Here is a 13,385-nt window from a genome sequence, read left to right on the forward strand (position 1 = left end):
GACTTCGCACGGCGTGTCGCCGCGAAAGTCCGGAGTTGGCGCCAGCGGCACGAGAGGAGAGGCGGGCGGCAGCGCGGACCGCGCGGGGTCAGGAGAAGGCGCGGGAGACCAGGGCGCGGAGCTCGGGCTCGGTGTGCAGTCGCTCGGGGCGGATGACGACGTCGTCGGCCACGTAGTAGAAGCAGGCGTCGACCGACTCGACCGGGACCCCGCGCCAGGTGGCGTACGCCAGCCGGTAGAGGGAGAGCTGCAGCTGCTTCAGCTCGAGGTCGGCGTCGTCCTTCGGCGGGCGACCCGTCTTCCAGTCGACGACCTCGAAGCGGCCGTCCTCCTCGAACACGGCGTCGAGTCGGCAGATGAGGATGCGCCCCTCGAGCACCAGATGGATCTCGGTCTCGACCTCCACCGGTGACCGCGCCGCGAACTCGGATCCCTCGAAGATCCGCACGAGCTCCTCGAGCCGGTCGTCGTCGACCTCGAGCAGGTCGGAGCCCTCGCCCGGGAGCTCGGCGCCATCGAGCTCGTCGGCCTCGGCGTCGAGCACGTCGTTGCCGGGCAGCACGAGCCTCTCGTCGAGGAGCGCTCCCCCGCCCGCGGCGAAGCGGGCCTCGAGCCAGAGGTGGAAGCGCGACCCGAGCCTGGTCTGCCGGTAGGGTCGCTCCGGCATCGGCCGGGCGAGGCGAGCCGCCACCTGCTCGGGATCGGTCACCCAGTCCTTGAACCGCGAGGCCGGGATGCGCGTGGGCACGTCGAGCACCGGGGCACGACCGGCAGCGTCGCGCTCGGCCAGGAGGAGCTCGATCTCGGCATCCCACGGCGTCTCGGCGCCCGGGTCGGCGGCCGTGACCGCGGCAGCGGCCCGCTCCACGCGGCTGCGGCGGCCGCCGAGCGGGTCGCGCGGCCACACCGTGCGCGACGCGCCGTCGGCGAGTGGGTTCTCCTCCTCGTCGGGTGCGTCGGGCAGGGCGTCGGCCGGGATGACGCCGACCTCGCGCAGCTCGTGCAGGAACCGGCTCGGACCCCGCGACGACTTCTGCGTCGACCAGAACGCCCCCGTGAGCAGCAGCTGCTCTCGAGCGCGGGTCACGGCGACGTACGCCAACCGCCGCTGCTCCTCGGCGTGCCGATCGGCGATCTGCTGCTCGAACTCGCCGAGCGCGTCGGCCAGCTCACCTTGATGCTCGGCGCCGCGCCAGTGGAAGGTGGGCAGCTCGAGGTGGTCGCCGCGGAACGCGAACGGCAGCTCGCCGAACGCGAGCCACCCCTTCTTCGTGCGCGGCGCGTCCGGGAGCTCGCCCTCCACCAGTCGCGGGATGGCGACGAGGTCCCATTCGAGACCCTTGGCCCCGTGGATGGTGAGGATCTGCACCGTGCCCGCCTCGGCCTCCTCGCTGCGGGGTGCGAGCCGGTCGCGCTGCTCGGCCTCCTGCAGCCAGGCGAGGAAGGCGCCGAGGCCCGCCGAGGGGTCGAGCGCGGTGAAGCCGCTGATCTGCTCCTCCAAGGCGTCGAGCGCGGCGATCCCGGCCTCCGGATGCGCACCGGCGAGCACCTCGATGTCGAGTCGCAGCTCCTGCACGACGACACGGACGAGGTCGGCGAGGGCGAGCCCGGTGCGGGCGCGGAGCGCGGTGAGCGTGCGTCCGGCGTCGCGCATCCGCTCGAGACCGACCGCCGAGATCCCCGCGAGCACGCCGTAGTCGGCGGGAGCCGTGGTGACGAAGTCGAGCGCATCGACGAGGGAGGGCGCCTCCCCCTCGGCGACCGAGGATCGGAGCATGCCGCGCACGTCGTCGTCGAGCGGGGCGTGCCGGTGGTCGCGCCGGGCGAGCCATGCCGCCACGTGCTTGAGACCCACGAGGTCGCGCGGTCCGATCCGCCAGCGCGCACCCGACAGCAGACGCACGAGCTCGGGCCCCGCCGTGGGGTGGTAGAGCACCCGCAGCGTCGACACGAGATCGACCACGACGGGCTCGCTCAGCAGGCCGCCGAGGCCGAGCACGTGGTACGGGATGCCTGCGTCGTCGAGCGCCGACGTGAACCGGTCGACGTTCTTCACCGATCGGCAGAGCAGGGCGGCGGAGGGCGGCGAGCCGGCTCCGCGCATCCGCTCGGCGAACCAGCGGGCGACCGCGCGGGCCTCGTCGTCGACCGTCTGCGCGAAGGCCACCTCGACCGACCCCTCCGCGGCACCCGGGCGAGCACCGAGGCGCTCCACCGCGACCCCCGCCGAGAGCGGCGCCACGATCGTGTTGGCGGCGTCGAGCACGAGCCTGGGGTTCCGCCAGCTCGTCGACAGCGCGAACGGATGCGGGTCGACCGCCCCGAAGTCGTTCGCGAACCGGCCCAGGTTCGCGGCGCTGGCCCCGCGCCATCCGTAGATCGACTGGTGGGGGTCGCCCACGGCCATCACCGGGTGGCCGCCGAACAGCCGCGAGAGCAGACGGGTCTGCACGACGCTGGTGTCCTGGTACTCGTCGAGCAGCACGACGCGGTACCGCCGGCGATGCTCCTCCGTGACGACGGGCGCCGTCTCGACGATGCGCAGCGCGAGCGCGACCTGGTCGGAGAACTCGATCAGCCCCCGCCGGCGCTTCTCGGCGGCGTACTCCTCGGCCAGGGCGACGAGGGGCTCCAGCGCGGCGACGGCCGCGAAGGGCGCGACGAGGGAGGAGCGCAGCGCCGCCTTGACCCGCGCCGAGCCGGTCGGCAGCTCGCGGAGCGCCAGGAGCTCCGCGGCGTAGTCGACGACGTCGAGGCCGTCGGCGACGTTCTCGGCCATGGCGCGGCTGAGGTCGAGCACGGCGGTCGTGATCTGGTCGGGGCTCTTCTCGAGGTCGGCGAGCCGGTCGTCGCCCTTCGTCAGCACGACGTGCCGGGCGAGCTGCCAGGCCGAGGCCTCGCTCAGCACCTGCGCGTCGCCCTCCTGACCGATGCGGACCGCGTTCTCGCGGAAGATCGTGTTCGCGAACGCGTTGTAGGTGGAGATCGCCGGAGCCTCGAACGCGTCGATCTCCGGCCCCAGGCCGTGCTCGGAGAGCTGCGCCACCCGCTGCTGGATGCGCGCGGCCAGCTCGCCCGCGGCCTTGCGGGTGAACGTCAGACCGAGCACCTCCGAGAGGGCGACGTGGCCGTTGGCCACGAGCCACACCACGCGGGCGGCCATCGTCTCGGTCTTGCCGCTGCCCGCTCCGGCCACCACGATCCGCGGTTCGAGCGGCGACTCGATGACGGCCCGCTGCTGCTCCGTGGGCGTGGGCAGCCCGAGCCGCTCGGCGATCTCGGTGGCGCTGAGGGGCACCCGGGGGGTCGGCTCCTCGACGAAGTCGTCGAGGTCGAAGAGCGCGTCGGTCATTCGCTCACCGCCTTCACCAGCTGGATGCGGTAGGGCGGCCGGTTCTGGATGTCGCGCTCACCCGGCTCGAGAGCTGCCTCGAACGCCGTGCCCGCCATGCCCGTCGCCACGGCCTGGATGCGGCCCACGATCTCGTCGAGCGCGACGTCGTCGAGCGCCTCCTGCGAGACGACCGTGTACCGCCGGTCGCCGCGCGGCTTGCTGACGTAGACCAGCGCGGCGCCCCCGGAGCCGGCGTCGCCGACTCCGAGCGCCGACCGCACCCCGGGGTCGGCGAGGGCGAGCTGGTACGTCGCCAGCTGGGCGTGGCGGGCGGCGTCGGCCCTGCTCGGCGGCGTCTTGCCCGTCTTGAGGTCGACGACGACCACCCGACCCGAGGCATCCGTCTCGACACGGTCGATGGTGCCGCCGACCGTGGCGGGGCCGAGGGTCATCTCGAACGGCGTCTCCGCGCCGAGCAGCCCGACGGAGGCGCGGTCGGAGAGGTAGTCGGACAGGCCCGCGAGCTTCTGGACCAGGGCCCGGTGCTCGCGCTCCTGAACCCACCCCGCCTCGAAGCGCAGCTGACTCCAGCGCGACTCCGCGCGCTCCGCGAGCGATTCGACGGTCGGCCTCACGTCGGGCTCGGCGGATGCCTCCTCCATCACGGCGTGCACGATCGTGCCGACGCCGCTCGCCACGCTCGGGGTGCTGCCCGCCACATGGTCGACGAACCAGACGAGCGGCGACTCCTCGAACGTCTCGATCGAGGACGGCGAGACCCGGACCGTGGTGTCGGCGGCCGTGAGGTCGGCTAGGGGGTCGTGCGTCGAGACGTCGAGCACGCCGAACCACTCGGCCGGGTCGGCACCCGCCACGCCCTCTCGGGACAGCCGGGCGAGCGCCGATGCCGCACGCGCATCCGCACGCTCCGCCACCGCACGCCGCAGCGACCCGACCAGGCCGCGCAGCGTGTAGGGATGCCGCTCCGGCGTGTACTCCGGCGCGTCGGGGGCGAGGGCGAGGAACGGAGAGGGACGCTCGTCGTCGCTCGCGACGCAGCTCAGCACGGTCAGCGACCTCGACCGCGAGACGGCGACCGAGAAGAGCCTGAGCTCGTCGGCCAGGACATCGGCCCGCGTCTGCTCCCGCTGGGTGGTCACGTCGCGACCGCGCCACGCGTCGAGCGCGGCGTCGAGCCGCTCGGCGTGGAGGAGGGAGTTGCGGAGGCGGAGGTCTGGCCAGACCGACTCCTGCAGGCCCGCCACGACCACCACCGCGACCTCACGGCCGGCGATGCCCACCGGGGTGGTCACGAGCACGGACCCGGCACGCGACCGGGGCGACAGGGAGTCCTCCGGGACCTCGGCGCCGAAGAAGCCGTCGAGGAACGCCTCGGGCGAGCCGCTCGGGTCGCGCTCCGCGGCCCGCTTCGCGGCGGAGAACAGGGCGACCACCGCGTCGAGATCGCGCCCGGCCTCGTCGGCGACGACGCCCGTGCCGCGCGAGGCGCTGAGCCACCGCTCTGCCAGGCCGCTGCGGCGCCAGAGCGCCCAGAGCAGCTCCTCGGTGGACCCGCCCGCGTCGCGCTGCGCACGCAGATCGCGCAGCAGCGCCGCCATCGCCTCCACACGGCGCGCGGCCGGGAGGTCGAGGGTGACGAGCGAACCGGGTGTCAGCAGGGCCTCGCGGAGGAGCTCCTCGGACGATCTCGAGCCGCCCTCGGCCAGCTCCGCGTGCCGGAGGGCGAGCCTGAGCCGCCGGAGCCCGATCGCATCGAGGCCGCAGACCGGGCCGAGGACGAGATCGACGACGAGCGCGTCGTCGATCTCCCTCCATCCGATCGCGGCGCCGATGACCTCGGCGAGGTGCCGCGCGGCCGATGTGTCGCGGAGGGCCAGCGCGCCGGCGGTCGTGCGCGTGGGGACCTCGGAGGCGGCGAGCCCTCTGGCGTACCCGGGGACCGCACCGCCCGAGCGGACGACCACGGCCATGTCGGACCACTCGACGCCGTGCAGCAGGTGCTGCTCGCGCAGCAGCCGCGCCAGGGCGGCGATCTCGGCGCCTCGCCCGGCGGCGCGGACCACCCGCACCTCGGGCTCGGTCGCGGGCGACCGGTCGATGCGGGGGGTGCCCGTCGCGCGGTCGCCGATCGGATCGTCGCCGAGGACGCCCGTGCCGTCGGCAGGAAGCATCGCACGCTGGCGCCCCGCCCCGGCGGTCCCGATGCGCTCGGTGACCGCCGCGGTCAGGCGGCGGAGTCGCCCGCCCTGCCTGTGCGAGGTGGACAGCACCGCGAGCGGCCCGGTGCGGACGCCGAGGGTGGTGCGGAGGGCCGCCAGCGACCGCGGATCGGCGCCGCGGAAGGCGGCGGTGGCCGCGTCGGGGTCGCCGAACGCGACCACGGTGGTGCCCGCCCCGGCCAGTGCGCGCAGCAGCTGCACGGCGCCCGTGTCGAGGTCGTGGAAGTCGTCGACCACGACGAGCCCCAGTCCGCCCAGCGCCTCGCCGGCCCGGACGGCCCTGGTCGCCTCGGCGAGCACCTCGGCCGAGTCGAGGGCGGAGACGGGCGACGCGTCGAGGGTCGAGGCCACTCCGGCGAGGAAGGCCCCCGCCGCCTCCCATTCCGGCAGCGACTCGCGACGCCCCAGCTCGGCGAGCAGGGAGGCGCCGACGCCGCGCTCGGAGGCACGCATGGCGAGCTCGCGCAGCTCGGTGCGGAACGAGCGCAGACGGCGGACCTCGGGCGGGAGGTGGTCGGGCCAGAGCACCGCGGGCGCTCGAACGCCGCCCTCCGCCGCGCCCTGGGCCTCGTCGTCGAAGCCCGACTCGAGGAGGTCGGCGAACAGTCGATCGTGCTCCGCCCCGCTGAGCATGGTCACCGGGCGGCCCGGCGAGGACGCGGTCGCGGACGCGACCTCGAAGGCCACCGACGCAGGCGTGCGCGCGAGCGGACCCGGCAGGGCCGTGCCGATGCGGAGAGCGAGCTCGTCGCGCAGCTCGGCCGCGGCCGTGCGCCGCGGGGTGAGCAGCAGCGCGTGCCCGGGCTCGACGAGGCCCGATCGGATGCGGTCGACGAGGAGAGCGACGGCGGTCGTCGTCTTGCCACTCCCCGGGCCGCCGAGCACGGCGAACGTCTCGCTCGCGGGGCGGTCGAGCACGGCGCGCTGCGAGGCGTCGAGCTGCACGTCGGGGATGGGCACGCGATCACGGTAACGGGGGCATCCGACATCCCGCGAACGGCTCTCCGCGCGAGCCCGCAGCCCGATGTTCGCTCTCAGCTCAGCAGCCCCACGGCCGACGGCCCGGGGCCGTGCCGTACGCTTGCCTCGACAGGCGCGCAGGCGCCTCGCGACGTGAAAGGCACTCCCCCGTGGACATTCGTATCGGCATCGCCAACTCGCCCCGTGAACTGACCTTCGAGTCCGCCCAGTCGGCCGCGGACATCGAGCGCACCGTCTCCGAGGCGCTCGCCTCCAAGGCCTCGCACGTCAGCCTGAGCGACGACAAGGGCCGCCTGTTCGTCGTGCCCACCGCGGCTCTGGTCTACGTCGAGATCGGCAGCGAAGAGGCCCGTCGCGTCGGCTTCGTCGCCTGAGCCGATGGAGCTGCTGTTCGTCACGCTCGGAGGCGTGATCCTCGGCATCCTCGCGCGCTACGTCCTCCCGCGGCGCGGCACGCACGGCGTCATCCTGGTGCCGGCCATCGGCGCCCTGGCGTCGGCCGTGATCTGGGTGGCCCTCACCTGGCTCGGCTGGCCGTGGGACGGCGGGTGGATCTGGGCCGTGACCCTCGTGGCGACGGCGGTGATCGTGGCCGTGGTCGACCTCGTCCTCGGTCGCGTGCGCGAGGAGGCCGACCGCCGACGGCTGGCCGACCTCCTCTCCGGTCGCGCCCCGATCAGCTCTCCCGCACGGTGATCTCGCACGACCTCCGCGCGTAGCCGCCCCACGCGTTCGACGCGTCCACGATGATCGGGAACCGCCCGGCGACGGTCGGCTCGCCCGAGACGACCCCGCTCGAGTGGTCGAGCTCGAGCCCCGCGGGAAGCCAGCTCGCCCCGTAGTCGACGGCCACGTCTGACCTGACCAGGATCGCCCCGGAGTAGGGCTCGCCGACGACGGCGTCCGGGGCAGGACACGACACGATCTCGGGCCGGTCCGGCGGACGGACCGTGAACGAGCATCCGAACTTCGCGGACGTGCCGCCGAGTCCCGAGACCGAGACGGCGATCACCGATGAGCTCGGCACGGTCGGCGTGCCGCTGATGAGGCCCGTGGCGGGATCGACGGTCAGCCCGGCCGGGAGCCCGGTCGCGCTGTAGACCATCCCCTCCGGCCCGCTGGCCGCCATCGCGAAGCGATAGGGCCGGTCCACGACGGCGTCGTCGATGGGACATCCCGTGGCGAGGGCCGGCGGATCGAGCGAGGGCCCGACGTCGATGACGCAGGGCCCGTACTCGCCGCGATCGCCATGGAGGGTCGCGACGATCGTGAAGCGCGACGAGCCGGCCGTCGTCGGGACGCCTCGGATCGCCCCGCTCTCGGCGTCGAGCGAGAGCCCGGCGGGGAGGGCGCCGACGAGGGAGAAGACCGCACGGTCGTTCGACCTCAGCAGGGAGAAGTACCGCGAGCCCACGTGCGCGGTCTCGACGGGGCACCCGCCGATCGACACGGAGGAGTCTCGCGGCGCCGTCGGCAGGGCGGGGGCCGAGGCCGCCTCGGCGGAGACGGCCGGCGCCGGCGCGACGAGGCCGCCGACCGCGGCGACGGCGACCAGGATCGCGGCCACGGCGGCTGTGAGAAGTGGGAGGGGACGGGGCATGGGCTCGCCTTCGCTCGTCCGACCCACCGGTCTCGAGGCTACCGCTCTTCCCGAGGACTCCTCAAGGTCGGACGGGTCGGGCGGGTCAGGCGGTCAGGCCGAGCCGGTCCATGCGGCGGGTGTGACCCGCGACGATCTCGGTGAACACCGGCTCGATGCGCTGCTCGTCGGACGCCGGGTTGCCCGACAGGTGGATCGCCGACCGCGCCACGAGGAGCGTGTCGCCCACGACGCGCCTGCCCCAGAGGGCCAGACGGGAGCCGAGCATCCGGTCGGCGGAGATCGCCTCGGACAGCACGTCCGCGATGGTGTCGCGCCCCGTGTCCGCTCGGAGGATCGCGATGCATCGCCCTGAGACGTCGCCGGGCAGACCCGAGGCGAGCAGCGTGAAGAAGTCGTCGAGGATGCCCGCCGTCAGGTAGACGCTGAGGAGCTGCTCATGCCAGTCCGACCCCTTGACGAGAGCGCGATAGCGGTCGATGCCCGGGGTGAACGGCCCGATCACCGCGTTCGGGTCGTCGACCAGGCGCCGGAGCTCCGCGACCAGACGCTCGTACTTGTCGAGCGCCTTCCCCGCCGGCGACGTGAGCCGCTGCTTCGACGGCACGTCGGGCGCACCCTCGATCGCGTCGGAGACCTCCTCGAACACGGCGAGCTGCACGTAGGCGGCCTGGCCCAGGTACGGGATGACCTCCGGCGTCAGGTCCTCGAGGTTGACCCGGGGGTAGCTGGCGGGGTCGACCCTGGGCCGCAGCCGAGGCAGCTCGATGCGCACCGTCGGGCGGCGGAGGAATCCGAACACGCGCGCCATCCTATAAGGGCCCGGCGGGGCGAGCAGGACCGGCAGCACGCGGGTCCGGTAGACTCTCCAGCGGCCCTTGAACGATACGGGCCGCTTCGCCGCCGCCAGGCGCCATCGCCGGCCGTCGCAGCGCACCGCTTGCGCAGCACCGTTCTCTCGCGGCGAGACCAGACACGACAGGGTCACCAGTGACTTTCAGCGAACTCAACATCGATCCCGACATCGTCGAGGCCCTCGCCTCGAAGGGCATCACCGAACCGTTCCCCATCCAGGAGCAGACCATCCCCCTCGCCCTCGACGGGCAGGACATCATCGGCCAGGCCAAGACGGGCACCGGCAAGACCTTCGGATTCGGTCTGCCGCTCATCCAGCGCCTCGGCCCCGACCCCGAGCCCGGCGTGAAGGCCCTCGTGGTCGTCCCCACCCGCGAGCTCTGCGTCCAGGTCACCGAGGACCTCGAGCTCGCCGCCTCGAACCGTCCCACGAAGATCGTCTCGATCTACGGCGGCAAGGCCTACGAGGGCCAGATCGAGCAGATCAAGGCCGGCGCGCAGATCGTGGTCGGCACCCCCGGCCGCCTCCTCGACCTCGCCGGACAGCGCCTGCTGTCGCTCGGCGCCGTGCAGGAGATGGTGCTCGACGAGGCCGACAAGATGCTCGACCTCGGGTTCCTCGCCGACATCGAGAAGCTCTTCGCTCAGACGCCGCCGCTTCGCCACACCATGCTGTTCTCCGCGACGATGCCGGGGCCGATCGTCGCCCTCGCGCGCCGCTTCATGAACCGGCCCATCCACATCCGCGCCAACGACCCGGATGAGGGCCTCACCCAGGCGAACATCAAGCACCTCATCTACCGCGCCCACTCGCTCGACAAGGACGAGGTGATCGCGCGCATCCTGCAGGCCGAGGGCCGGGGCAAGACCGTCATCTTCACGCGCACGAAGCGCGCCGCCGCGAAGCTGGTCGAGGAGCTCAACGACCGCGGGTTCAACGCCGCCGCCGTCCACGGTGACCTCAGCCAGGAGCAGCGCGAGCGCGCCATGGCCGCGTTCAAGGCGGGCAAGAAGGACGTCCTGATCGCGACCGACGTGGCCGCCCGCGGCATCGACGTCGACGACGTGACCCACGTCATCAACCACACCATCCCCGACGACGAGAAGACCTACCTCCACCGTGCCGGCCGCACCGGCCGTGCGGGGAAGACGGGCATCGCCGTCACCTTCGTCGACTGGGACGACCTGCACAAGTGGGCGCTCATCAACCGCGCCCTCGAGTTCGGCCAGCCCGAGCCGACCGAGACCTACTCGTCGTCGCCGCACCTGTACACCGACCTCGACATCCCCGCCGGCACCAGGGGCCGTCTGAAGTCGACGCCGGCCGTCAAGGCCGAGCCGTCCGCACGGCGGTCGTCGTCGTCCGCGTCGGCGTCCTCGAGCGCCTCCCGCTCGTCGGAGTCGGGCGCCGAGGGCGAGGGCACGAGCTCCAGCGCACGTCGCCGCCGTCGTCGCCGCAGCGGCGGAAGCGGTAGCGAGCCGTCGGGCGCTCCGGTCGGCGCCGCCACCGGCGGGAGCACGGAGTCGACGGAGGCGGCCGACGCGTCGAGCGCATCCGGCGACGCCGCCCACCACGACGCCCCGGGCGAGCACCGCGACGGCAACAGCGCCCCGCGCCGCCGCCGCCGTCGCCGCGGCCCCCGCCCCGCCCCCGCCGCCGAGTAGCCTCGCGCCTCCTGCCCGAGGCCGCCCGCGGGTGCGTGCGGGTCGGCTAACTCCGGAGTTTCGGGCCGACACGCCGCTGAGACTCCGGAGTTGACTCTCAGGCGCCCGATTCTCCGGAGTTGGCTCTAGCCCAGGGTTCTTCCGAGCACCGTGCCAGCACGAGCCCACGCGGTGGGTCCTGAGCCACGGGCCTGAGCCACGCCCGATTCTCCGGAGTTGGCTCGGGTCATCGGCCAGCACGACGTAGCTCAGCGCGACGCAACTCAGCGCGATGCGGCGCAGCACGGCCGCGCGGGCAACGCAGCGCGGACGCGCGCGCGGCGCTAGGGCAGGACGGGGGCAGAGCCGGTCGCGGACTCGATGAGGGCCTCGAGCACGGCGGGATCCGTCGTGTTCTCGCCGAGCCGGTTCGGCTTCCCCGAGCCGTGGTAGTCGCTCGAGCCCGTCAGCGCGAGTCCGTAGCGCTTCGACAGCGCGAGCAGGCGCTCGCGCCCCTCGGAGGTGTTCTCCCGGTGGTCGATCTCCAGGCCGAAGAGCCCCGCATCGACGAGGTCGCCGATCATCGACGACAGCGCGATGTCGGCGCGGCTCCTCGTGGCGGGGTGCGCGAGCACCGGCACTCCCCCGGCGGCGCGCACGAGCTGCACGCCGAGCAGCGGCGAGGGCGCGTAGTGCGGCTGATAGTACCCGGCACGCCAGTGCAGGATGCCCGCGAACGCGTCGCTGCGCGTGCGGGCGAGTCCGCGCGCCACGAGCGCGTCGGCGATGTGCGGACGCCCCACCGTGGCGCCGGGCTCGGTCTGCGCCACGACGTCCTCCCACCCGATGTCGTAGTCGCGGGCGATGCTCGCCACCATCTCCTCGGCGCGGTGCAGCCTCGCCTCGCGGATGCGCTGGGTCTCGGCGAGGAGGCCCGGCGCCTCGGGGTCGATCAGGTAGGCGAGCATGTGCACGCTCGACCAGTCGACGCGTGTGCTCAGCTCCATGCCCGGGACGAGGGCGACTCCGGTCGCGGGCACCGCGGCGGCCGCCTCGGCCCACCCCGCGGTGGTGTCGTGGTCGGTGAGCGCCACCGTGCCGAGCCCCGCCTCTGCGGCCGCGGCCATCAGCTCGGCGGGCGTCTCGGTCCCGTCGCTGACCCGGCTGTGGGTGTGCAGATCGATCGGTGCAGGCAACGACCGGACTCGGGACATCCCCCCATGCTATTGGAGGACAATGGGGGCATGTCCGACAGCGAGCGTTCCCGCACCACCACCGAAGCCCCCGCCACCCCGGAGCCCCGCGCCACCGCGAACCGATCCACCACACCGGGGTCGGATGCGTTCAAGCACTACATCGCGAGCGGCTGGGCCGACCGCGAGGAGATCCTGCCTCCCGCCCGCGAGCAGGCGCCGTCGGCGCTCGAGCGCCGTCTCGCCCTGTCGGCGGCCTTCCCCGGCAAGCGGCTCGTGATCCCCGCCGGCTCCCGCAAGCAGCGCTCGAACGACACCGACTACCCGTTCCGCGCCCACTCGGCCTTCTCGTACCTGACGGCCTGGGCCTCCGACAGCGAACCCGACTCCGTGCTCGTGTTCGAGCCCTCCGAGACCGGTCACGACGTCACGCTCTACTTCCGCGAGCGGGCCGGACGCGACTCGGAGGAGTTCTACGCCAACCCGGAGATCGGCGAGTTCTGGATCGGACCCCGCCCCTCCCTCGCGCAGGTCGCCGCCGACCTCGGGCTCGCGACCGCCGGCATCGCGGAGATCGAGTCGGTGCCGATCGACGAGAGCACGCTGGTGCTGCGCGAGACGGCCGGGCATCTCCCCGAGGGCGCCGGAGCGGAGGCCGACGCCGAGCTGGCGCGCGTGCTCTCCGAGCAGCGCCTGGTGAAGGACGCCTACGAGATCGAGCAGATGCGCCTCGCCGTCGACGCCACGGCCCGCGGGTTCGACGACATCATCGCCGACCTCCCGCGCATCGCCTCCCTCGAGCGGGGAGAGCGCGCCGTCGAGGGCGTCTTCAACGCGCGGGCGCGACTCGACGGCAACACCGTGGGCTACGACACGATCGCCGCCTCGGGACCGCACGCCTGCATCCTGCACTGGACCCGCAACGACGGCCCCGTCGTGCCGGGCGACCTCATCCTCGTCGACGCCGGCGTCGAGCTCGACAGCCTCTACACCGCCGACATCACCCGGACCCTGCCCGTGAGCGGTCGGTTCACCGACGTCCAGCGCCGGGTCTACGAGGCGGTGCGCGAGGCGGCCGACGCGGCGTTCGCGATCGTCCGTCCCGGCATCCGCTTCCGCGAGATCCACCAGACCGCGATGGCCGTCATCGCGCGGAAGACGGCCGAGTGGGGGCTGCTCCCGGTGAGCGCCGAGGAGGCGCTCGAGGCCGACAACCAGCAGCACCGGCGGTACATGGTGCACGGCACGAGCCACCACCTCGGCATCGACGTGCACGACTGCGCGAAGGCCCGTCGCGAGATGTACCTCGACGGCGTGCTCGAGCCGGGCATGGTGTTCACGATCGAGCCCGGGCTCTACTTCCAGCCCGATGACCTCACCGTCCCCGAGGAGTACCGGGGCATCGGTGTGCGCATCGAGGACGACATCCTGGTCACCGCGTCGGGTGCCGAGAACCTCTCGATCGGGATCCCGCGCTCGGCCGACGACGTGGAGGCGTGGATCGCCCGTCTGGCGCGCTGAGCGCGAGGGCGCAGCGG

The 13,385-nt window shown here is 73.4% G+C and carries 9 protein-coding genes; 4 read left to right on the plus strand and 5 right to left on the minus strand.

Annotation, left to right across the window (positions count from 1 at the left end; genetic code table 11):
* Positions 1 to 88: 88 nt before the first annotated feature.
* Together IEX69_RS04040 and IEX69_RS04045 are read right to left on the minus strand one after the other, a co-directional pair.
* The gene (locus IEX69_RS04040) at positions 89 to 3,352 is read right to left on the minus strand and encodes an ATP-dependent helicase (protein WP_085019826.1); all 3,264 of its coding nucleotides are present in this window, start codon (positions 3,350 to 3,352) and stop codon (positions 89 to 91) included.
* Positions 3,349 to 6,534 (minus strand): UrvD/REP family ATP-dependent DNA helicase, encoded by a 3,186-nt coding sequence (locus IEX69_RS04045; RefSeq protein WP_085019827.1) that lies wholly within the window; start codon positions 6,532 to 6,534, stop codon positions 3,349 to 3,351. Before IEX69_RS04045 ends, IEX69_RS04040 begins: the two co-directional genes overlap by 4 nt.
* Before the next feature lie 170 nt (positions 6,535 to 6,704).
* On the opposite strand from IEX69_RS04045, the gene IEX69_RS04050 reads away from it, so the two are divergent.
* Together IEX69_RS04050 and IEX69_RS04055 are read left to right on the plus strand one after the other, a co-directional pair.
* Complete coding sequence (locus IEX69_RS04050; protein WP_085019828.1) at positions 6,705 to 6,929, plus strand: DUF3107 domain-containing protein; 225 nt, start codon at positions 6,705 to 6,707, stop codon at positions 6,927 to 6,929.
* A 4-nt stretch (positions 6,930 to 6,933) separates the two neighbouring features.
* Positions 6,934 to 7,251 (plus strand): hypothetical protein, encoded by a 318-nt coding sequence (locus IEX69_RS04055; protein WP_085019829.1) that lies wholly within the window; start codon positions 6,934 to 6,936, stop codon positions 7,249 to 7,251.
* On the opposite strand, the gene IEX69_RS04060 is transcribed toward IEX69_RS04055, so the two are convergent.
* Positions 7,232 to 8,155, minus strand: a complete 924-nt coding sequence (locus IEX69_RS04060; protein ID WP_085019830.1) for an Ig domain-containing protein — start codon at positions 8,153 to 8,155, stop codon at positions 7,232 to 7,234. The genes IEX69_RS04055 and IEX69_RS04060 overlap by 20 nt on opposite strands.
* Before the next feature lie 85 nt (positions 8,156 to 8,240).
* A complete protein-coding gene (locus IEX69_RS04065; protein ID WP_373284408.1) occupies positions 8,241 to 8,957 on the minus strand; it encodes a ferritin-like fold-containing protein in 717 nt (238 codons plus the stop codon).
* Positions 8,958 to 9,145: 188 nt separating this feature from the next.
* Here IEX69_RS04065 and IEX69_RS04070 point away from each other — a divergent pair, with 188 nt between their 5' ends.
* Positions 9,146 to 10,675, plus strand: a complete 1,530-nt coding sequence (locus IEX69_RS04070; RefSeq protein ID WP_085019832.1) for a DEAD/DEAH box helicase — start codon at positions 9,146 to 9,148, stop codon at positions 10,673 to 10,675.
* A gap of 323 nt (positions 10,676 to 10,998) precedes the next feature.
* Here the strand turns inward: IEX69_RS04070 and IEX69_RS04075 are convergent, their stop codons facing one another.
* Complete coding sequence (locus IEX69_RS04075; RefSeq protein ID WP_085019833.1) at positions 10,999 to 11,868, minus strand: PHP domain-containing protein; 870 nt, start codon at positions 11,866 to 11,868, stop codon at positions 10,999 to 11,001.
* Between the two features lie 30 nt (positions 11,869 to 11,898).
* Here IEX69_RS04075 and IEX69_RS04080 point away from each other — a divergent pair, with 30 nt between their 5' ends.
* The gene (locus tag IEX69_RS04080; protein WP_085019834.1) at positions 11,899 to 13,368 is read left to right on the plus strand and encodes an aminopeptidase P family protein; all 1,470 of its coding nucleotides are present in this window, start codon (positions 11,899 to 11,901) and stop codon (positions 13,366 to 13,368) included.
* Positions 13,369 to 13,385: the final 17 nt, after the last annotated feature.

The sequence above is a fragment of the Cnuibacter physcomitrellae genome (assembly GCF_014640535.1).
Lineage (GTDB): Bacteria > Actinomycetota > Actinomycetes > Actinomycetales > Microbacteriaceae > Cnuibacter > Cnuibacter physcomitrellae.